Source organism: Agromyces rhizosphaerae (assembly GCF_027925245.1).
Lineage (GTDB): Bacteria > Actinomycetota > Actinomycetes > Actinomycetales > Microbacteriaceae > Agromyces > Agromyces rhizosphaerae.
Genome location: NZ_BSDP01000001.1, coordinates 1,716,993 through 1,736,757 on the forward strand (window position 1 = coordinate 1,716,993; position 19,765 = coordinate 1,736,757).

Below are 19,765 nucleotides of genomic sequence, written 5' to 3' on the forward strand. Positions count from 1 at the left end.
CTGTGAGACACCCTCAGTACGCGCACCGCATCTCCTCGTAGACTCCTTGCGAGCAACCATATCCGCGGGAGGGCGGGGCCCGAACCCCCCCTGTGCAGGTCCGGATCGACGGGGGTGACATGGCCGGAGACACGTTCGACGTGCTCGTCGTCTGCACCGGCAACGTGCACCGGTCGCCGCTCGGAGCGATGCTGCTCGGCAGCTGGGCGAACCGGTACCTCCCCCCGTCGGCCTCGGGGAGCGTGCGGGTCGCCAGTGCGGGCACGCGAGCACCCGAGGGGGCCTCGATGGGACGCCGAGCGCGCGCGATCGCCGTCGCCCTCGGCGGCGACGGACGCGACCACCGCGCGACGCAGGTCACCGAGGCGCACCTGCGCGCGGCCGATCTCGTGCTCGTCGCCTCGTCGCGCCACCGGGAGCGGGTGATCCAACTCGTGCCGGCCACCCTGCGCACCGCGTTCACGATCCGCGAGGCGGGCCGGATCGCCGCGAACTTCCGGCTGCCCGCCGCACCCCGCTCGGTCGCGGAGCTGCGCGCGGTCGTCGCGGGTCTCGCGGCGAACCGCGCACTGGGCTCGGGAGACGACGACATCATCGACCCGCAGGGCGGCGGCGACGAGGACTACCTGCGGATGGCCGCGGAGGAGGTGCCCGCGCTCGCATCGCTGGCGGGACTGCTGCTGGGGATGCCGCAGGCCGAGGTGGCGGCGTACCGGAACGCGTCGTACGGGCCCGACCTGATCGCCGACCGTGGATCCGCCCCGCCCAGGGGCGGGTCGGGCAGGCGCCGCGCGTGAGCGTCGCACCGGCTCGGCCGGACGGCCCTCGGGCGGGGTCCCGACTGCGCGTGCTGCACCTCGACCACACGACGGCCCGAGGCGGTGCCGAGTACGCGCTGGTGCGGATGCTCGCTGCGAACCCGGCATGGACGCCGACGGTGCTGCTGGCGCCGACCGATGACCGGGGGAACGGCGTCTACGACGAGCTGCCCGCCCGCGTACCGGTCCGCGTCGCCGGGGTGCGCCAGCCCGCCGGCGTGAGTGCCGGCGGTGCGCTGCGGCAGGCGACGGCGCTCGCGCGGCTGGTCGCCCAGTCGCTGGCGACGAGACTGCAGCCCGCGTTCCGCACCGCCGACCTGGTCGACGCGAATACGGCGCGCGCCGCCGCTTACGGGGCGCTGGCGGCCCGGACGTCGGGCGTGCCGTTCGTGGTGCACCTGCGGGACATGACGACGCCCGAGGCGATCGGGCGTGCCGGGTACGCCCTGATGACCCGCGAGGTGCTGCCCCGCGCCGACGGGGTGATCGCGAACTCGCGGGCCACGCTCGAGTCGTCGCGGCCGTTCCTCCGCCGCGACGCCCGCACGGCCGTGATCCCGAGCGCCGCGGGCCTGCACCCGGGCTCGGCGTCCACGCCGACGGGCGATGGGCCGCTCACGATCGGGATGCTCGCCCGGATCGACCCCTGGAAGGGACAGGGGCAGCTGCTGCACGCGTTCGCCCGTGCGCTCGGCGACTCCGACGCGAGGCTCGTGCTGCCCGGCGATGCGCCGTTCGGCCACGAGGCGTACGCCCGGTACCTGCGGGCGCTCGCCGCGGACCTCGGCGTCGCCGACCGGGTGGAGTTCCCCGGCCACGTCTCCGACATCGCCGGCACGCTCGCCGGGTGGGACGTCGCCGTGCAGGCGTCGGTGCGCCCCGAGCCGCTCGGCCAGAATGTGCTGCAGTACCTCGCCGCCGGTCGCGCGGTCGTCGTCGCCGGCGAGGGAGGACCCGCGGAGTGGGTGACCGACGGCGTGAACGGGCTCGTCGTCGCCCCGCGCGACATCGACGCGCTCGCCGCCGCGCTCGGCCGGCTCGCGGTCGACGACGCGTTGCGCGCGCGGCTCGCCGCCGGGGCGGCGGCCACGCCCGGCCTGCTCGACGACGAGGCGGTCGCCGCCGCGCACGCGGAGTTCTACGCGGAGGTCGTGGCCGCTCGCGCCGGGACCGCGTCGACGGACGCCGCGGACTGACGGGAGTCGCCGACGAAGCCGAGCATCGCGTCGAGCACGGCATCGTCGCGCAGGATGCGCGTGTGGCCCGCGCCGTCGGCGGACAGGTGACGCGCTCGCGGGTGTGCGGCGAGCAGGCGCTCCGCCTCGCGGGAGGAGACGCGGCGGTCGCCCGGGTCGTGTGCGACCAGCAGGTCGACCGTGTCCGGCAGCGGGTGGTGGATGGCCGAGACGCGCGCGAACGGATCCGCTTCGCCGGCGAAGAGCCGGGCGACGAAGCGCTCGCGCATCGCGTCGAGCGTGCGGGCGTCGAGCCCGAGCGCGCCGCCGAACTCGCTGAACACGGCGTCGGCGTCGGCGGGCGACGAGACGGTCATGACCCGGCGGGTCGTGACGCCCTCCGCGATCGCGGTGAACACGCCCAGCGCGCCGAAGGAGTGCGCGATGATCGCGTCGAAGCGCCCGTAGCGGTGCTGCAGCTCGTGGATCGCGTCGACCCAGTCGATCACGTACGCGCCGCTGCCGTCGGACTCGCCGTGCGCGGGGGCGTCGAACGCGACGACGCGGAAGCCCTCGGCGCGGAGCTCGCGCACCATGGCGCCGAACTGGCTCGCCCGACCCTGCCAGCCGTGCACGAGCAGCACGACGTCGTCGCCCGAGCCCCACTCGTACGCGACCACGTCGGTGCCGCGCCCGTCGATGCCGCGGACGCGCACGGTCGATCGCCGCGCCTGGTCCATGATCGCGCGGTCGCGGTCGGCGAGCGGCATCCGTCGCCCCACGTGCAGGAAGAGGCGCAGGGCGAGAGCGGACCCGGCGGCCGGGGAGACGGCGGCGAGGGAGCGCGTGGCGGTGGCGATGGCGGTGAGGGCGGTCATGGCGACTCCTGAAACAATACGAACGATCGTCCAACTAACTATACGCACGATCGTACGGTAAGATGGGGGCATGACGCAAGGGGTCATCGACGGACGCCGCGCACGCGGCGACGAATCGCGCCGCGCCGCGCTCGCGCACGCGATGGACCTGGCGTCGGTCGAGGGGCTCGACGGGCTCTCGATCGCGCGCATCGCCGACGCGGCCGGCCAGAGCAAGAGCGGGGTGGCGGCGCTGTTCGGCTCGAAGGAGCGGCTGCAGCTCGCCGCGATCGACGCCGCCCAGGCGCTCTTCACCGACGAGGTCATCGCGCCCGCGCGTGCCGCGACCGAACGCGGGCTGGAGCGCGTCGTGGCACTGGTCGACGGATGGATCGCCTACTCGGAACGGCGCGTGTTCAGCGGCGGATGCTTCTTCTCCGCGGCATCCGTCGAGTTCGACTCGAAGCCCGGCGCCGTGCGCGACCGGGTGATGGCCGCGCTCGACGCGTGGGAGGGCTACCTCACCGTGTCGATCGGGTACGCCATGGAGCGCGGCGAGCTGCCCGGGCTCACCGACGCGGGCCAGCTCGCGTTCGAGATCACGGCGCTGCTGGATGCCGCGAACACGCGTTCGCTCCTGCGCGAGACGGACGTGCCCTACCGCCGTGCCGCGGTCGCCGTGGCCGATCGCCTGGTCGCCCTCGGCGCCGCACCCGCGACCGTCGCCCCGCTCCGGCGGTGACGCGCCCGGCCCGGAGACATCGGACCGGGCGCGCGGGGACGCCTACGGAGCCGGGTAGTCGACGATGAACGCCGGCGCGCCGGTGTTCGTGTCGTCCACCTGGCCGCCGACGCCGTTCACGACGTGGTCGATCGTGCCGGCGCTCAGGTTCACCGTCATGATGTGGTGCAGCCGCACGCCGTCGGCCTCGGGCACCGAGAAGCCGTTCTCGGTGACGATCGACGGGGTGTTCTGGTTGAACACGTACACGCCGGCGCCGAACAGCTCGTGGCTCGTGACGTCGTCGCCGACGGTGTACCCGGCGTAGCCGAGCGTGCCGTCGGGCTGCGTCCAGTCCGCCTGCGTCGGCGGGTCGTACGGCAGCTCGTTCTGGTAGAGCACCACGGTGCCGCCGTCGCCGTTCCAGAGCGCGTTGTACCGCTGGAAGTGCTCGACGAAGAGCCCGGTCGCCGTGACGTGGTCGCCCTCGACGACGATGCCGTTCAGGCCCGTGTTCGTGCGCCAGCGATCGGTGTCGCCGTTCACGCCCTCGGTGAAGCCCTCCACGCCGTGGTCGGCCCGCCAGACCCAGGCGTGGTCGATGAGCACGTGATCGCTGTGCACCTCGATGGCGGTGTCGACCCTGCCGATGTGCGGCCCGCCGACGCGCACGTACACGTCGCTGAGCGTCGTCGGGTTCGTCTCGGCCGCCCGCGCCGCGCTGCCCGCGCCGTGCTCGCCGTCCGCCTTGCCGACGCGCAGGAGCGCCGGCGAGAGCTCGGTGCCCGCGTCGAACGTGACGCCCGCGATGACCACGCCCGGCACGTCGGCGACCTGCATCGCGACCGCGCCGCCGGTGGCGGTCAGGGTGGCGTGACCCATGCCGAGCACGACGGTGTCGGCGCGCTTGACCCGGATGGTCTCGCCGATGTCGTACACGCCCGGCGTCAGCAGCAGGTTGCTGCCGCGCGCCAGGGCCGCGTTGATGTCCTGCACCGAGTCGTCAGGCGTCGCGATGAAGAAGTCCGTGATCGGCACGGTGCGGCCGGGGGTCTCGCCCTCGCCCCAGGTGATGCCGCGGGTGTCGCGCTGCGCGGCCGGCACGCGCACGGCGTAGTCGCCGGCCTCGTCGACGAACAGGTACGGCTTCTCGCGGCTGACCGGGGTCTCGTCGAGCGTCGTGTACGGCGGCTCGGGGAAGCCCGCCTCGTCGGGCGCGCCCTCCGTGCCGGCGAACACCTGGTTCCACACGGCGTTGCTCCACCCCGCGGTCACGTCGCTGTTGCGCACGAGCCACTGCTGCTGCGAACCGTTGATGGTGAACGGCAGGCGGGAATCGGCGATGAAGCCGCCCGAGGCGTACTGCGGCCCGTCGGTGCAGTAGTCCATCAGGCTGACGTTCGCGCCCGAGATGTCGAGCCGGCGCATCGACACGGCCTGCGACACCGCCCAGAAGTTCGCGCTCGCGCGGCATCCGTCCTGCCCGGTGCCGTTCACGTCGATCGAGAGGTTCGACAGCGTGCGCCAGAAGTTCACCAGCGCGATGCAGTTGGCGGTGCCGTCGTTCTCGAGGCACCGGTTGTAGACCTCGATCGCCCCGTTGACGGTGACGTCGGTCGGCGCCGCGCCGAGCCCGGCGACCTCGGTGTAGTAGCCGACCTCGAACTGCAGCGGCTGCGCGTCGGTGCCGTACTCGCCGGGGAGGAAGTACACGGCGTGGCGCGCGCTGCTCATCTCGGCGTCGCGCTGTTCGTCGGCGAGCGCGTCGAGCTCCGTGGAGATCTCGGCAAGCGGCATCGACGGGTCGAAGATCGTCACGTTCGGCCCGAAGTCGGGCGCCTGCGGATCGACCTGCTGCGGTGTCGCGGCCTGTGCGGGAGCCGCTGCTGCGGCGCCCGCCACGAGCGCCACGGCGGCGAGGGTGGTCGCCGTGCGACGGCGGAGGGGTGGTGCGTTCCTGCTCATCCGAATCCTCTTCCTTGAGGTGTGGTGGTGGAGACGCGGGCGGATGCCCACTTACTGACAAGACAGTAACCAAATGGGCGCGACGGGCGCAATGGTGCAGGCGGGCGCAGCGGTGCAGCAGGCGAACCACGTGGCGGGTCACACGTGGCGTCGTGCGCACCGCCGGCGCCGGACACGCCGATGGCCGCCCCTCGCGGGACGGCCATCGGCGTGCGGTGCGTGCTCAGATCACAGCGGGAACGGCCCGCCGATCGGTGCCGCGACCGAGATCACCACGGTGTCGGATGCCGTGTTGCCGGCCCCGTCCGTTGCCTCGACCGTCACCGTGTAGGTCGCGCCCATGCGCGCGACGACCTCGACCTGCGCGTCGCCGACGACCCGGATGTCGGCCTTGTGACCGGCGGCCGTGACCTCGACGATCTCCACCGTGGGCTCCTCGCCCGAGTCGTCGGTCGCCTCGATGAGGAGGCCGACCGTCGTCCACTTCGCGTTGGGCGGGAACACCGTGGCCGGGTCGGCCGCGACGCTGAGCTCGGGCGGCGTCGAGTCGAGCACGAGGCCGACGATGACCGGGTCGTGGTCGCTCGAGCGGTACGCGTCCGGCGCGTACAGGGCGTCCTGCGCGTCCTGCTTGAACGACATGTCGTAGTCGATCAGGCTCGGCTCGTCGGCGTTGATCGCCCACGGCGCGGCGCCGGTGACCTCGTCCACGAGGCCGGGGCCGGCCAGCGCGTAGTCGAGGTAGCCGAGCTGGCCGTCGAACACGTACGAGTAGGCGTACTCGCCCTGCTCCTGGAGCAGCAGGTCGGTGTAGCCCCCCGCGACCAGCACGTCGATCGGCTCCTCGTGGTCGTACGAGTTGAGGTCGCCGATGATGAGCGTCCGCTCCTCGGTGCCCTGGTCGGTCGGGTCGGTGTCGATCCAGTCGACCATCGCCTCGGCGGCCGACGTGCGGGTCAGGTTGCAGTTGCCCGCACCGTCCAGCAGGTCGGGGTCGCCGTCGTCCTCGCAGGAGGAGCCCTTCGACTTCAGGTGGTTCACCAGGACCGTGACCTTGCCGCCGGCGGCGTCGGCGAACGTCTGCGCGAGCGCCGGGCGGTTCTTCGAGTCGATGAACCGCGGGTCGACCGACTCGTCGAGCAGCGCGAAGTCGCCCACCGGGGTCGCCGTCGCCGCCTTGTAGACGAACGCCGTGGTGATCACGTCGGTGCCGATCACGCCGGTGTCCACGTAGTCGTACACCTCCGAACCGAGCACGTCGTTCAGGGCGTCGACCAGCGTCGCGACCGCGCTGGCCGCGCCCTCGTCGCCGTTGTTCTCGATCTCGATGAGGCCGAACACGTCGGCGTCGATCTCCGCGAGGGCCGCGACGATCTTCGCCTCCTGGCGCTCGAACTCCTCGGTGGTGTTCGCGCCGCGCGAGTTCAGCGTGGTGAAGTAGTTCAGCACGTTGAAGCTCGCGACGGTGAACTCGCCGCCGACCTCCGGCACGTCCGGCCGCGGGTTGACCGACTCGAAGTCGGCGCCCTGGGTCGGCTGGACCGCCCAGGTGTCGAACCGGTAGTCGAGCACGCCGGTGGCGTTCGTCACCAGGTCGCCGCCGCGGAACAGGTTGTCGAGCGTGAACTCGGCGCCGTTCGGGTGGATCGCCGGGTCGGGGTTCTGCGTGCTGCGGCCGTCGTCGAGCATGATGCGGTTCAGTGCGTTCTCCTCGGCGAGGTCGACCGCCGGCTGGCCCGGCTCGACCACCGCGGTCGGGGTGTACTGCCGCTCGGTGCCGAGCGCGATGAGGCCGTACCGTCCGTAGTTGTAGAACTCGAGGATCGCGAGCTCCTGCGGGAGCGTCACGAGCATGCCCTCGACGGCCTCGCGGTCCGCCTCGGTGAGGGGCAGCTCGAGCTCCGTGGCCGCGGGCGTCGCCGCGCCGGTGGCGCACACGACGACCTCGGTCGGCGTGATCTCCGTGAGGCCGAAGTACTCGCTCACGGCACCGGCGACGATCACCTCGTCGCCCACGTCGACGGATGCTCCGCCCGGCGCGTAGACGAAGATGCCGTCGCTCGTGGCGGCGTCGCCGTCACCGGCGTCCTGGATGTAGTACCCGCCGAAACCGCCGGACTGGAAGTCGCCGACGACCACGCCGGAGACGATCACGTCGCTGCCTGCGACCGGCGAGGCGTCGCCGGATCCCTGCACGGAGCCGATCGTCACGACCTCGTCGGCGCAGCTGAGCGGCGGTGCCACGTAGACGTAGACCTCGTTGGCCGCGCCCGGCGTGTTCCACGCCTCGCCGTCGGCCGGCGTCGCGCCGGGGAAGGCGTCGAGGCCCGCGCCGTTGAACGCGTTGCGCACCCAGTCGGCCGCGGTGTCGGTGTCGGTGCCGTCGGGAATGCGAGACGCACCGCCCACGTCGAACCCGTTGCCGTCGTACCCGCCCGTGAGCACCGTGTCCCCATACGCGAGGTCGCCTGCGTCCCCGTCGGAGACCGCGACCGTGTCGACGATCTCGAAGGCGAACCCGTCGTCGATCATGCCGTCGTTCTCGGCGTCCAGGTCGGCGGTGTCGTCGTACCCGGAGACGAGCACCAGGGTCATGGTGCCGTTCTGGAACTCGTTGCTGAGCGGGCCGACCACGTAGTAGCCGTCGCCGTTCGCGACGCCGAGGCTGGTCGTCCCGACGACCACGCCGCCGAAGTTGCTCGAGCTGGAGTCGCCCTCGAGCTGGAGCAGGTCGTAGTCCGACAGGTCCTCGCCCGGCAGGCCGAGCACCTCGACGTACTCGCTGGTGTCCGACCCGGTGTGGTTCGCCACGAACTCGTTGATCACGGGCCCGGACGGGCCGGTCGAACCGCCGCAGTCCGCCGTATGCGAGCCGAGGCCGTCGAACGTGTTGTTCGCGAAGCCGACCCACTCGACCGCCGGGTCGAAGACGTCGTCGACGACCGTGTCGCCGACGCACACCGACGCCATGCGGCGGAGCGTGTTGTCCTGGGTCGAGGTGAGGTCGGCGCCCCACTGGCTGCCCGGGTCGAACCCGACCTGGCCGATGGAGTCGACCACGGTGCCGGCGTTGCGCAGCAGGATCGCGTCGTCGCCGTTCCAGAGGTTGGCCGAGGTCGTCTGGTCGGCGTACGCGGCGAGGTCCTCGTCGGCGAACACGAACGTCCCGCCCGCCGCGACCGCCCCGATGAGGTCGAACGCGGCCGTCGCGGACCCGCCGTTGAACGAGATCTGGAGGTCGTAGTCGGTGAGGTCGATCTCGCCGTCGGTGGGGTTGTACAGCTCGATCGCCTTGTTGAACGACGATCCCTCGACGTACTCGCTGATGATCAGCTCGGTCGGCACCACCTCCTCCGCCTGCGCTGGGGCGGCGACGCCCACGGCCAGCAGCGATGCTGCGGCCGCGGCGGCGACGGTGGCTCGACGAACGGGATGTCTCATCAGTGCTCCTCCGGATCCGCGTCCGCGGGGCGTCGGTGTCCCCCCGAACGTGGGAGAGACTAGGACGCGGTTCGTGACGCCCGGAAGGCCCTGCCGGTTACGACTGCGTGAATCACGCGGATGCGCAGCTCAGGCGGCATCCGTGCTCATCTGAGCACACGGGGAGCGGATGCCCCTGAGCCGGCCCGACGCCGGCTCAGCGCCGCTGCTGCTCCGACCCCGACAGGCGCTGCGCGATCGCGATCGGGATGATCGAGACGAGCACCAGCACGACCGCGATGACCGCGACGATCGGCGCCTGGTTCGGCCGGAACATGTTGTTCAGGATGAAGATCGGCAGCGTCGTCACCCCCGACCCGGCAGTGAACGTGGTCACGATGATCTCGTCGAACGACAGCGCGAACGCGAGCAGGCCGCCCGCGAGCAGCGCCGAGCGCAGCTGGGGGAAGGTCACCAGCCGGAAGGTGGTCCACACGCCCGCGCCGAGGTCGGCCGAGGCGTCCTCGAGGTTCGTGCCGACCCGCCGCAGCCGCGCGATCACGTTGTTGAACACGGTCACGATGCAGAAGGTCGCGTGCGCGATCACCACCGTCCAGATCGACAGCGGCACGCCCATGATGGTGCGGAAGAAGTTGTTCAGCGCGATGCCCGTGATGATGCCGGGCAGTGCGATCGGCAGGATCACCAGCAGGCTCACCGCGTCGCGCCCGAAGAACGAGAACCGCTGCAGCGCGAGCGAGATGAGCGTGCCGAGCACGAGCGAGACGAGCGTCGCGATCGACGCGACCTGCACGCTCGTCAGCACCGCCTCGAGCGCGCCGGCGCTGGAGAACGCGCGGCGCCACCACTCGAGCGTGAAGCCGGGCGGCGGCCAGCTGAGGCTGGTGCTCGTCGAGAACGAGTTCACGAGCACGACGAACAGCGGCACGTAGACGATCACCAGGATCAGCGCGGTCAGTGCGCCCAGGGTGACGCGGGCGGCGCGGGAGAGTCGCATCCGTCTCGCTCCTAGAGGTTGTCGAGCGCGCCGGTGCGGCGCACGAGGAAGAGGTAGCCGGAGATGATCACGATCGGGATGAGCGCGATCGCCGACGCCAGCGGCAGGTTGTTGGCCGCGCCGACGTTCGTGTAGACGAGGTTGCCGAGCATCTGGCTCGCGCCGCCGACGATGTTCACGGTGATGTAGTCGCCGAGCGAGAGCGAGAAGCTGAAGATCGTGCCGGCGATGATGGCGGGCATGGCCATCGGCAGCACCACGAGCCGCATCGTCTGCCAGGTTGACCCGCCCAGGTCGCCGGATGCCTCGAGCAGCGAGTCGGGCACGCGCTCGAGCCCCGCGTAGATCGGCAGGATCACGTAGGGCAGCCAGAGGTACGAGAGCGTGATGATCGTGGCGGGCAGCCCGTAGCCGGGCGTGTGCAGGCCGAGCGGCGAGATGAGCCACTCCAGGATGCCGTCCTGGGAGAGCACCGAGCGCCAGGCGTAGGCCTTCACGAGGTAGCTCGCCCAGAGCGGCGTGAGCACCGCGACCACGAGGGCGCGCTGCAGGCGCGGCGAGGCGACCTTGGCCATGAAGAACGCGATCGGCAGCGCGAGGGCCACGTCGATGACCGTGACCGCGAGCGCCACGCCGAGGGTGCGCAGGGTCACGGTCTGGTACAGCGAGCCCGTGACGACCGTGATGATGTTGTCGAGCGTGAACTCGGTGGAGATCTGCCCGGTGAAGCTGTCGACGCTCCAGAACGCGGTGATGAGCAGCGCCGCGAGCGCGAAGATGTAGACGAGCCCGAGCCAGAACAGCGGGGCCGACAGCAGCAGCGCCAGGCGCGCACGGGGGTGCGAGCTCAGGTACACGGAGCCGCGGCGGGCGAGCGTGTCGCGCGGCGCGGGCACGGGCGTGCGGCCGGGTGCCGGGGCGGGGGCGTCGGTCGTGGTCATCGCGTTCCTCGGGCGGTTCGGGGGTGAGGGGCGGGGCGGATGCCCCGGGGTGGGGCGGCCCGTCGGGTGACGGGCCGCCCCAGGGGCATCCGTCTAGCCCTTGATCTCCTGCCAGGCCGTCGTCCAGCCCGCGTAGTCGACGCACTCGACGTCGGTGCGGCCGTCGACGCACTCGGCGATCGGCGTGGTCCAGTACCAGATCTGCGCGGCGTACTCGGCGTCACCGGCGTGGAACGCCTCGCACGAGCCCTCCGAGCGGAACTCGCAGGCGGCCTCGTTCGACGGCGCCTCGCCGAAGTACTCGGTCGCTGCGCCGTTCGCCTCGGGGCTGGCGATGTAGTCGAGCCACGCATAGGCGCAGTTCGGGTTCTCGGCCTCCGAGCCGATCATCCAGGTGTCCGACCAGCCGGTCGCGCCCTCCTCGGGCAGCACGACGTCGGTCGTCGCGCCCGACGCGGCGAGCACGTTCTGGATGACCTGCCAGGTCGTGCCGACCACCGAGTCGCCGGTCTCGAACGCCTGGATCTCCTTGAGGTAGTCGCTCCAGTACTCGCCGACGTGCTCGCGCTGGGCCTTGAGCAGGTCGACCGCGGCGGCGAACTGGGTCTCGTCGAGGGCGTACGGGTTCTCGATGCCGAGCTCGGGCTCGTGGGCCATGAGGTACACGGCCGCGTCGGCGATGTAGATCGGCGAGTCGTAGGCGGTGACCTTGCCCGAGTAGTCGCCCGCGGCGTCGAACACGACGTCCCACGAGGTCGGGGCCGGGGTGACCTCGTCCGTGTTGTACATGAGCAGGTTCGCGCCGTAGCCGTGGGGCACGCCGTACGAGACGCCGTCGACCGAGTTCCACTCCTTCTCCTTGAGGAAGTCGTAGATGCCCTCGTAGTTCGGGATGAGGTCGGTGTTGACCGGCGCCACGTCGCCCGCGGCGATGAGGCGCAGGGTCGCGTCGCCCGAGGCGGCGACCACGTCGTACTCGCCCGTCTTCATGAGGTTGAACGCCTCGTCGGAGGTGCCGTAGGTCTTCGAGGTGACCACGCAGCCGGTGGCCTCCTCGAACGGGGTGACCCAGTCGATCGCCGGGTCGTTCGAGCCGTCCTCGACGTAGCCGGGCCACGCGAGCAGCGAGACCTGGCCCTCGTACTCGCCGAGCTCGGTCGCGGCCTCGCCGCCGTCGGTCGACCCGGAGGTCGTGCCGCAGGCGGTGAGCACGGCGACCGAGGCGATCGCCAGTGCGGTGGTGCCGACGCGGGCTGCGCGGCGCGGGATGCGTGTCATGCGTTCTCCTTGGTGTGATGCGGTGGACGGTGCAGGTGGTGCGGGCCGGTGGGGTCAGGGGCGGGCGGATGCCTCGGGTTCGGGCGCGTCCGCGGCCGCGAGCGCCACGACGTCGGCCTCGCGCCAGGCGGCGACCACGCGGTCGCCGCGCGCGTCGGCGTCGCCGCGGTGCTGGTCGTTCTGCTCGAGGACGGTGATGCGCGCGCCCGCGTCGAGGTCGACCACGATGCGGGTCGCGCTGCCGGTGTAGATGAGCTCGGTGATCGTGCCCTCGGCGCGGTGCTCGCCGCTCGGCGGGAGGTCGCCGCGCGCGATCTGCACCTTCTCGGGGCGCACCGAGTGCTCGCCGTCGCGGCCGAGCAGGGCGGCCGACAGCTCGGCGTCGAACAGGTTCGAGGTGCCGACGAAGTCGGCGACGAATCGCGAGGCGGGGCGCTCGTAGAGCTCGGCGGGGGTGCCGAGCTGCTCGATGCGGCCGGCGTTGAACACCGCGATGCGGTCGCTCAGGGTGAGCGCCTCGTCCTGGTCGTGGGTGACGAAGATGAACGTGATGCCGAGCTCGCGCTGGATCTGCTTCAGCTCGACCTGCATCTGCTCGCGCAGCTTCAGGTCGAGCGCGCCGAGCGGCTCGTCGAGCAGGAGCGCCTTCGGCTGCACGACGGTGGCGCGGGCGAGCGCGACGCGCTGCCGCTGGCCGCCGGAGAGCTGGGCCGGTCGGCGGTCGGCGAAGTCCGCGAGCCGCACCGAGGCGAGGGCCTCGCGGGCGCGCCCGAGGCGCTCGCGACGGCCGACCCCGCGCACGCGGAGGCCGTAGGCGACGTTGTCGAGCACCGACATGTGCGGGAAGAGCGCGTAGTCCTGGAACACCGTGTTCACGTCGCGGTCGAACGGGGCGCGGGCGGTCACGTCGGTGCCGAAGAGCTCGATGGTGCCGTCGGTGGGCTGGTCGAAGCCCGCGATGAGCCGCAGCACCGTGGTCTTGCCCGAGCCCGACGGACCGAGCATCGAGAAGAACTCCCCCGGCTGGATCTCGAGGTCGACGTGGTCGACCGCGGTCACGGCACCGAACTCCTTGGTCAGCGCGCGGAGCCGGATTGCGGGCGTGGATGCGTCCACGGTGCCTCCTTCGGATGGGATGAAAAGAATCATATGGATCCAGATGTAAATGCGTGAGGCTTGCGTGTTACGGTCGTGTCACAACTTCCGGATGGGGGTCGGATGCCGCAGCTGACGAGGCTTCCCGACGTGACGCGCGCGGTCGTCTTCGCCCCGCTCGACGCGATCGGACGCGCCGATCGGGTCGAGCAGCGCATCGGCGACGCCATCGTGCTCGGCGTGCTGCGCGACGGGGAGCGGCTGCCGAGCGAGGCCGAGCTCGCACGCCGCCTGGGGGTGGCCGTCGTGACCGCGCGCGAGGCGCTCGAGGCCCTGCGGGCGCGCGGCCTCGTGCAGACCCGGCGCGGGCGCGAGGGCGGCAGCTTCGTGACCTTCGACCCCGCCGCATCCGATCGCGTGGTCGACGAGCGGCTGGCCGCGATCAGCCGCATCGACATCCGCGACCTCGCCGCCCACTACACCGCCATCGCCGGCACCGCGGCGGAGCTCGCGGCCGACCGGGCCACCGACGACGACGTGGCCAGCCTGCGCGCGCTCGCGGCGTCGGTCGACTCGTCGACGGCGGGTGCCGCGCGGCGCGGTCACGGCAGGTTCCGGCTCGACGTGGCCGCGCTCAGCCAGTCCGCCCGCCTCGTGCACGAGGAGCTGCGGCTGCAGGCCGAGTTCGGCCCGCTGCTGTGGATGTGCCTGCGCGACGCCGACTATCGTGAGCGCAGCCGCGTCGTGCGCGACGAGACCGTCGACGCCGTCGAGGCGCTCGACCCCGAGCGCGCCAGGCGCATCACGACGGCCTGGATCGGCGAGGCGACCGGTTGGCTGATCGACGAGAAGACGAGGCGCGAGCGGAGCGGAGGCACCGGGTGACGACGGGAACGACACTGGCGACGGATGCCGCGGCGGCCCGCATCGCCGAGACGGTCGACGGGCTGTTCGCGCTGATCGGCACCTGGCGCGACGACGTGGCCGAGCACGTGGCCGACCGGGTGGCGCCGCTGGCGGCGGGCGTCGACGAGGTCGTCGAGCGCTTCGCCGTGCGGGCGCTCGAGGACCCGGACTCGCTCGTGACGGGCGCCGGGTTCGTGGCCGCGCCCGGGCTCCTCGCCGACGCGCCCTGGCACCTCTCCTGGTGGCTCGGGGACGCGAACACGCTGGGCCTCGACGGCCGCGAGCCCACGATCCGCCGCCTCGAGGCGGTGGTCGACCCCGACGCGGAGAGCTTCCGCGACTACACGACGCTCGAATGGTGGCGGGTGCCGCTCGCGACCGGGCGGCGCCACCTCACCGGGCCGTACGTCGACTACCTGTGCACCGACGCGTACACCGTGACGATCACCGTGCCGGTGCTCGTGGACGGCGAGATGGCGGGCGTGGTCGGCGCCGACGTGTACGTCAGCGAACTCGAGTCGGCGCTCCTCCCGGTGATCGAGGCGACCGGCGGCGCCTGCACGGTCGTGAACGCCCGCGGTCGCGTCGTCGCCTCGACCGACGCCCAGCGCGCGGTCGGCACGGTGCTGCGGATCGACGGGCTGCGGGACGCGCTCGACGGTCCGGCCGACGGGCGGGCGGTCGAGCTCGACGGCGTGGGCCGCGTGCTCGCGTGCGGCGACACCACGCTCGCGCTGGTCGTCGAGGACTGAACGCGGCGCGTCGCGCGGGGTCAGTCCCGGGGCCAGGCCGCGGCGAAGCGCCCGAGGAGTTCCGCGAACCGTTCGCGCTCCTCGTCGCTGAACCCGTCGAGCGCGGCGGCGATCGCCTCGCGGCGCGAGGCGCGTGCGCGTTCGAGCGCCTCGCGCCCGGCATCCGTGATCATGATCGCGCTCCTGCGGGCGTCCACGGGGTCGACCGTGCGGCGCGCGTGCCCTGCCTCCACGAGGGCCTGCACGAGCCGGCTCGCGCGCGGCTGGTCGACGCCCACGAGCTCGCCCACCTCCCCGATGGAGAGCGCGCCGTCGGCCCGGGCGAGCGCGTCGAGCACGCGCCCGCGTGCGATGCCGGCGAGGCGTGCGCGTCGGCCGTGGTGGGGATGCGCGCCCTCGTGACCGCGGTCGTGCGCGTTCGGGGCCCCGTGGCCCGGGCGGCCACCCGGGCCGCCGCGACGCCGCCCGAACGCCCCGATCCGCTCGAGCGCGGACTCGACCGTGCCAACCGGCTCCGCGCCGTCGCCGTCGTGCCCGCCGTCACCGCTGCGCATGATGGATGTCACTGTACATGCACACCCGCGCGGCGGCCACGACGTCCGAGCGAGACGTGCCCGCGGGGCCGCGACCGCGACCCCGCGGAACGTCAGAAGCTCGTGACCAGGTCGCCCAGCACGTCCTCCACCTCGAGCGGGTCGGTCGCGTCGTAGTAGTGCGCGCCGGTCGCGCCCGAGATCGCCTGGAGCGCCTCGACGTCGGCATCGGCGCCGTAGGCGAGCGTGAAGACGAGCAGGGTGTGCGAGACCTCGTCGAGGGTGGAGAGCATCTCCTCCTCGGTCGTGGTCGGGACCGCCGTGTTGTTCGTGCCGTCGCTGAGCAGCACGATCGCGTTGATCCGGTCGGGGTCGTAGGACTGCGACTGCTGCAGCGCGAACTCGTCCACCGCCTCGAAGAGCGGGGTGTACGCGATCGCCTCGAGTCCGTCCAGCGCGGCGAGGAACTCGTCGCGGGAGTCGCCGATGTCCTGCACCGGGCTCACGAGGCCCGGGCGCAGCACGCCGTCGCCGCCCGAGGAGAACGCCGCGAGCCCGACGTCGTCGCCGGCGGCGAAGTGATCGAGCGCCAGGGTGATGGCGTCCTTGGCGCCCTCGAGGCGGGTCTGGCCGCTCTCGAGCACGTCGTCCATCGAACCCGACGCGTCGATGAGGAAGAGCACCTGGGCGCGCTTGCGCACGTCCGGGAACGCCTGGTGCACCGCGACGACGACGTCCTGTTCGGGGAAGTCGAGCACGCCGACGGGTGCGGGATCGAGGTTGCCCGTCTCCGCCACGGCCTCGCTCAGCACGCCGTTGAGGTCGCGGTACCCGTAGTCCCGAACGATCTGCTGACCCTGCTCGGTGCCGGCGTAGCGGATGAAGTCGTCGGCCGCAGCCTGCTGCGCCTCCGAGACCCAGTCCGCGGTGAGCACGACGGCCGGGTTGTCGGCCACGTAGAAGCCGTCGGTCGGGTAGATCGCGACGAGCTTCTCGGCAGGCGGGTCGCTCTCGATGCGCGTGGCGCCGTCGCGGCTCGTGATGCCGCGGTTGTAGTCCCACACCGACTTCTCGTCGACGATCACGGCCGACAGGAACTCGGCCGCCGACCCGCCGCGCTCCTCGGCCTGGCGCGCGTGCCAGAGGAAGTGCTCGGGCGTCGCCATGTAGTGGCTGACGGCGAGTTCGTGGTCGCGGACCGCCTGCGTGACCGCCTCGTCGGCGACATCCGCGGCCGCGAGATCGGCCACCGAGCCCGACGCGCTGCCGTAAGAGACGAACATCGCCGCCTCGCCGGAGCTGGCGATCACCGGGCTCGTCTTCCCGAGCTGGAACCCGCCCCACTCCGGGTGTCCGAGGTCGGCCCAGAGTTGCGTGTCCTCCGATGCGGTGAGCACCTCGTCCCAGGTGGGTGCGTCGTCGTCCCACCCGATCGCGTCGGCGAGCGGCTCGGGCATGGCGAGCACGATGTCGGATGCCCCGAGGCTCGTGCCGGACTCGGGCACGACGTCGCCCGCGCCCGCGTCGCGTGCGACCCCGAGCCACGTCGCCGCGTCGGGGATCCACACGGCGGGGCGCTCGGCCTCGGCGAGGTCCGGGAAGCCCTCGGCGGCGTCCTCCGCGGCGATGCCGGACTTGTCCCGCGTCGCGACGACGTCGACGCACGCGCCGCCCACGTCGCGCGGCTGGGCGTTGTAGCCGTTCGCGAGCTCCTCCACCATCTCGGCGTTCTCGAACGACGAGAGCACGTTGAGCGTCGTGCAGGGGCCGGCGCCGTCCGCTGCGGCCGGCTCGTCCTGCGGGAACACGACGGGTTCCGCGGCGAGCTGCGCCTCGCCGGTCGCCCCGCCGGCGCCCCCGCCCATGAGGGTCACGGCGGCGAACGCGCCGCCGCCGATCAGCAGCAGCGCGGCGATGCTGCCGACGACGACCATGGTGGTGCGCCGCCGACGGCGTCGCTTGAGCTCGCGCTGCGCCCGGCGGTCGCGCCGGGTCGGTGCCGGGCCGCTCACGCGATCGCCTCGGTGCGCAGTCGGGCAGGGGCGACGTGGACGGCGATCGGGTAGGGGGTATCGCCTGCGGGCATCGATCGTCCTCACGAAGGGGGGGTGGGGGCTGAAGGCGAGCATATATGCAGCCCCGGCCATGGCCCAAAGGGAATGGGCCGGTCTCCGCGGATTGTCAGGTGGTGGAGTTCCACATCCCGATGAACACCGCGGTCCACCACGCCAGCTGCGAGGCGATGCCGCTGCCGATGAACCAGGTGCGCAGCCGGAGCGGCATCGAGCCGAACGAGGTCCTCGCGGGCAGGCGCCCGAGCTCCCAGGTCCACCTCGTGAGCGCCACGCCGTTCAGCGACAGCACGAGCACGCAGCCGAGCTTCACGATCGTCAGGGGCGAGTCGAGCTGGGGCTGCAGGAGCGCCCCGCTCGCGAGGAGCCCCGCGAGGCCGACCCAGATCGGGAGGATCAGGGTCTTGTCGGCCTGGACCACCTCGCGCACGGTGCTCCACCCGGTCGCCCAGAGCAGCCCGTGCCACTCGACCATGACGACGGCGCCGAGCCCGATGATGAGCGACCCCAGGTGCACGAACAGCGCCGGGATGCGCACCCACTCGGGCGGCTCGAGCACCACGCCCAGCCCGACGGAGAAGCACCACGCGGCGATCACGCCGAGGTACCCGACCGTGCGGAAGCGGCGGCGCTGCTTTCGCCGGTGCTCGATTTCCGTCACTGAGCTGACCGTGGCCCTCTCACTCGGTGCGGCGGGAGCCGCGGGTGGATCGTGAGTGTTCACAGTACCGAAGGCGGGCGTCGATTCCGTGCCACCTGTGATGACGCCGGAGGTCGGCCCCCGACGCGCCCGATCAGTCGAGCGCGCGCGCCTCCGCCCGCACGGGGATGAGCAGCGCGAGCCCGACCGCGAGCACGAGCACGATGCCGAGGATGCCGAAGTACGGCGCGCCGCCGATCGTGACGAAGAGCGCGAACATCGTGGGCGCGAGGAAGCTGACGGCGCGGCCGGTCGTGGCGTAGAGGCCGAACACCTCGCCCTCGCGGCCGGCGGGGATGAGGCGCGCCAGGAAGGTGCGGCTCGCCGACTGCGCGGGTCCGACGAAGAGGGTGAGCGCGAGCCCGGCCGTCCAGAACACGAGCTGCCCGCCGTCGTGCAGGAAGAACACGATGAGGCCGGATGCCACGAGCCCGGCGAGCGCCGTGATGATCACGGGCTTCGCGCCGAGGCGGTCGTCGAGCACGCCGACCGCGATCGTCGAGGCGCCCGCGGTGACGTTCGCGACGATCGCGAAGATGATCACCTCACCCGCCGAGAACCCGAAGACCGAGGCCGCGAGCACGCCGCCGAACGTGAACACGCCCGCGAGGCCGTCGCGGAAGACCGCGCTGGCGAGCAGGAACCACACGACGTTGCGGCGCTCGCGCCAGAGGCGGGCGATGTCGCGCCCCAGGCGGCTGTACGAGGCGAAGAACCCGATGCGCTCGCGCGCGGCGCCGGCCGGCGGGCGGAACTCGGGCACCCGGAGCAGCACCGGAAGCGCGAACACCGCGAACCACACCGCCGAGACGAGCACCGTGATGCGGATGTCGAGCCCGTTCTCGCCGGTCACGCCGAAGAGGCCGACCTCGGGGGCGATGAAGCCGAAGTACACGATGAGCAGCAGCACGATGCCGCCGACGTACCCCATGCCCCAGCCGAACCCGCTCACGCGGCCGATCGACGCCGGGGTCGACACCTGGTTCAGCATGGCGTTGTAGTTCACGCCCGCGAACTCGAAGAAGACGTTGCCGGCGGCGAGCAGCACGAGGCCCAGCAGCAGGAACTCGGGCGCGGGCTGCACGAAGAACATCGCCGCGGTCAGCGCGACCACGATGTAGGTGTTCACGCCGAGCCAGAGCTTGCGGCGCCCCCGGTTGTCGGAGCGCTGGCCCATCACCGGCGCGAGCACCGCGATGAGCAGGCCGGCCGCGGCCAGCGCCCAGCCGAGCTGCGCCTCGATCGTCCCCGGCTCGCCGAAGCCCGCGCTCGTGATGTAGACCGTGAACACGAACGTCGTGACGACGGCGTTGAACGCGGCCGACCCCCAGTCCCAGAGCGCCCAGGAGAGCGCGCCGCGCGGGCGGTCCCGCTGCTCGGCGCCGGGCTCGGCGGTGGCGACGTCGTTCGGGGGAAGGACCGGGGGCTGGGTCATGGGCGCAAGCCTCGCTGCATCGGGTGAACGGGTGGTGACGCGCGAGCGATGGCACCGGGCATCCGATCGTGCCGTGGGC

At 72.3% G+C, this 19,765-nt stretch carries 16 protein-coding genes; 5 read left to right on the forward strand and 11 right to left on the reverse strand.

Annotated features, from left to right (window positions below; genetic code table 11):
• The first annotated feature begins 119 nt into the window (after positions 1 to 119).
• Positions 120 to 797, forward strand: a complete 678-nt coding sequence (locus QMG39_RS08075) for an arsenate reductase/protein-tyrosine-phosphatase family protein (protein WP_281883853.1) — start codon at positions 120 to 122, stop codon at positions 795 to 797.
• Positions 794 to 2,014 carry a glycosyltransferase gene (locus QMG39_RS08080; RefSeq protein ID WP_281883854.1) on the forward strand — a complete coding sequence of 407 codons (1,221 nt, stop codon included), beginning with the start codon at positions 794 to 796 and terminating at the stop codon, positions 2,012 to 2,014. The genes QMG39_RS08075 and QMG39_RS08080 overlap by 4 nt, the downstream gene beginning before the upstream one ends.
• Here the strand turns inward: QMG39_RS08080 and QMG39_RS08085 are convergent.
• Complete coding sequence (locus tag QMG39_RS08085; protein WP_281883855.1) at positions 1,957 to 2,871, reverse strand: alpha/beta hydrolase family protein; 915 nt, start codon at positions 2,869 to 2,871, stop codon at positions 1,957 to 1,959. The genes QMG39_RS08080 and QMG39_RS08085 overlap by 58 nt on opposite strands.
• A gap of 70 nt (positions 2,872 to 2,941) precedes the next feature.
• Between QMG39_RS08085 and QMG39_RS08090 the strand changes: the two genes are divergently transcribed.
• Entirely contained in the window at positions 2,942 to 3,592 is a 651-nt protein-coding gene (locus QMG39_RS08090; RefSeq protein ID WP_281883857.1) for a TetR/AcrR family transcriptional regulator, read from the forward strand.
• Between the two features lie 42 nt (positions 3,593 to 3,634).
• Here the strand turns inward: QMG39_RS08090 and QMG39_RS08095 are convergent, their stop codons facing one another.
• The 6 genes from QMG39_RS08095 to QMG39_RS08120 form a co-directional block, all read right to left on the reverse strand.
• Positions 3,635 to 5,536, reverse strand: coding sequence for a pectate lyase-like domain-containing protein (locus QMG39_RS08095; RefSeq protein ID WP_281883859.1), 1,902 nt, complete (start codon positions 5,534 to 5,536; stop codon positions 3,635 to 3,637).
• A gap of 228 nt (positions 5,537 to 5,764) precedes the next feature.
• The gene (locus QMG39_RS08100; RefSeq protein ID WP_281883861.1) at positions 5,765 to 8,977 is read right to left on the reverse strand and encodes an ExeM/NucH family extracellular endonuclease; all 3,213 of its coding nucleotides are present in this window, start codon (positions 8,975 to 8,977) and stop codon (positions 5,765 to 5,767) included.
• Positions 8,978 to 9,173: 196 nt separating this feature from the next.
• Positions 9,174 to 9,974: an ABC transporter permease gene (locus QMG39_RS08105; RefSeq protein WP_281883863.1), complete on the reverse strand. Its 801-nt coding sequence runs from the start codon at positions 9,972 to 9,974 to the stop codon at positions 9,174 to 9,176.
• Between the two features lie 11 nt (positions 9,975 to 9,985).
• The gene (locus tag QMG39_RS08110) at positions 9,986 to 10,915 is read right to left on the reverse strand and encodes an ABC transporter permease (RefSeq protein ID WP_281883865.1); all 930 of its coding nucleotides are present in this window, start codon (positions 10,913 to 10,915) and stop codon (positions 9,986 to 9,988) included.
• A 93-nt stretch (positions 10,916 to 11,008) separates the two neighbouring features.
• A complete protein-coding gene (locus QMG39_RS08115) occupies positions 11,009 to 12,193 on the reverse strand; it encodes an ABC transporter substrate-binding protein (RefSeq protein ID WP_281883867.1) in 1,185 nt (394 codons plus the stop codon).
• A 54-nt stretch (positions 12,194 to 12,247) separates the two neighbouring features.
• Entirely contained in the window at positions 12,248 to 13,342 is a 1,095-nt protein-coding gene (locus QMG39_RS08120) for an ABC transporter ATP-binding protein (RefSeq protein ID WP_309298777.1), read from the reverse strand.
• A 69-nt stretch (positions 13,343 to 13,411) separates the two neighbouring features.
• Between QMG39_RS08120 and QMG39_RS08125 the strand changes: the two genes are divergently transcribed.
• Positions 13,412 to 14,173: a FadR/GntR family transcriptional regulator gene (locus QMG39_RS08125; RefSeq protein WP_281883871.1), complete on the forward strand. Its 762-nt coding sequence runs from the start codon at positions 13,412 to 13,414 to the stop codon at positions 14,171 to 14,173.
• A complete protein-coding gene (locus tag QMG39_RS08130; RefSeq protein ID WP_281883873.1) occupies positions 14,170 to 14,946 on the forward strand; it encodes a PDC sensor domain-containing protein in 777 nt (258 codons plus the stop codon). The genes QMG39_RS08125 and QMG39_RS08130 overlap by 4 nt, the downstream gene beginning before the upstream one ends.
• 20 nt (positions 14,947 to 14,966) lie before the next feature.
• On the opposite strand, the gene QMG39_RS08135 is transcribed toward QMG39_RS08130, so the two are convergent.
• From QMG39_RS08135 to QMG39_RS08150, 4 genes are all read right to left on the reverse strand, one after another.
• On the reverse strand, positions 14,967 to 15,500 hold the full coding sequence (locus QMG39_RS08135) for a MarR family winged helix-turn-helix transcriptional regulator (protein ID WP_281883874.1): 534 nt from the start codon (positions 15,498 to 15,500) through the stop codon (positions 14,967 to 14,969).
• Positions 15,501 to 15,592: 92 nt separating this feature from the next.
• Positions 15,593 to 17,491 carry a vWA domain-containing protein gene (locus QMG39_RS08140; protein WP_281883875.1) on the reverse strand — a complete coding sequence of 633 codons (1,899 nt, stop codon included), beginning with the start codon at positions 17,489 to 17,491 and terminating at the stop codon, positions 15,593 to 15,595.
• Between the two features lie 169 nt (positions 17,492 to 17,660).
• Positions 17,661 to 18,212: a hypothetical protein gene (locus QMG39_RS08145; protein WP_281883876.1), complete on the reverse strand. Its 552-nt coding sequence runs from the start codon at positions 18,210 to 18,212 to the stop codon at positions 17,661 to 17,663.
• A 133-nt stretch (positions 18,213 to 18,345) separates the two neighbouring features.
• Positions 18,346 to 19,686 carry an MFS transporter gene (locus QMG39_RS08150; protein ID WP_281883878.1) on the reverse strand — a complete coding sequence of 447 codons (1,341 nt, stop codon included), beginning with the start codon at positions 19,684 to 19,686 and terminating at the stop codon, positions 18,346 to 18,348.
• Positions 19,687 to 19,765 lie beyond the last annotated feature (79 nt).

Coding starts and splice junctions, on each gene's coding strand:
- QMG39_RS08075 (WP_281883853.1), top strand. CDS start 120: ATGGCCGGAGACACGTTCGACGTGCTCGTCGTCTGCACCGGCAACGTG.
- QMG39_RS08085 (WP_281883855.1), bottom strand. CDS start 2,871: ATGACCGCCCTCACCGCCATCGCCACCGCCACGCGCTCCCTCGCCGCC.
- QMG39_RS08090 (WP_281883857.1), top strand. CDS start 2,942: ATGACGCAAGGGGTCATCGACGGACGCCGCGCACGCGGCGACGAATCG.
- QMG39_RS08095 (WP_281883859.1), bottom strand. CDS start 5,536: ATGAGCAGGAACGCACCACCCCTCCGCCGTCGCACGGCGACCACCCTC.
- QMG39_RS08100 (WP_281883861.1), bottom strand. CDS start 8,977: ATGAGACATCCCGTTCGTCGAGCCACCGTCGCCGCCGCGGCCGCAGCA.
- QMG39_RS08105 (WP_281883863.1), bottom strand. CDS start 9,974: ATGCGACTCTCCCGCGCCGCCCGCGTCACCCTGGGCGCACTGACCGCG.
- QMG39_RS08110 (WP_281883865.1), bottom strand. CDS start 10,915: ATGACCACGACCGACGCCCCCGCCCCGGCACCCGGCCGCACGCCCGTG.
- QMG39_RS08115 (WP_281883867.1), bottom strand. CDS start 12,193: ATGACACGCATCCCGCGCCGCGCAGCCCGCGTCGGCACCACCGCACTG.
- QMG39_RS08120 (WP_309298777.1), bottom strand. CDS start 13,342: ATGATTCTTTTCATCCCATCCGAAGGAGGCACCGTGGACGCATCCACG.
- QMG39_RS08125 (WP_281883871.1), top strand. CDS start 13,412: ATGCCGCAGCTGACGAGGCTTCCCGACGTGACGCGCGCGGTCGTCTTC.
- QMG39_RS08135 (WP_281883874.1), bottom strand. CDS start 15,500: ATGCGCAGCGGTGACGGCGGGCACGACGGCGACGGCGCGGAGCCGGTT.
- QMG39_RS08150 (WP_281883878.1), bottom strand. CDS start 19,686: ATGACCCAGCCCCCGGTCCTTCCCCCGAACGACGTCGCCACCGCCGAG.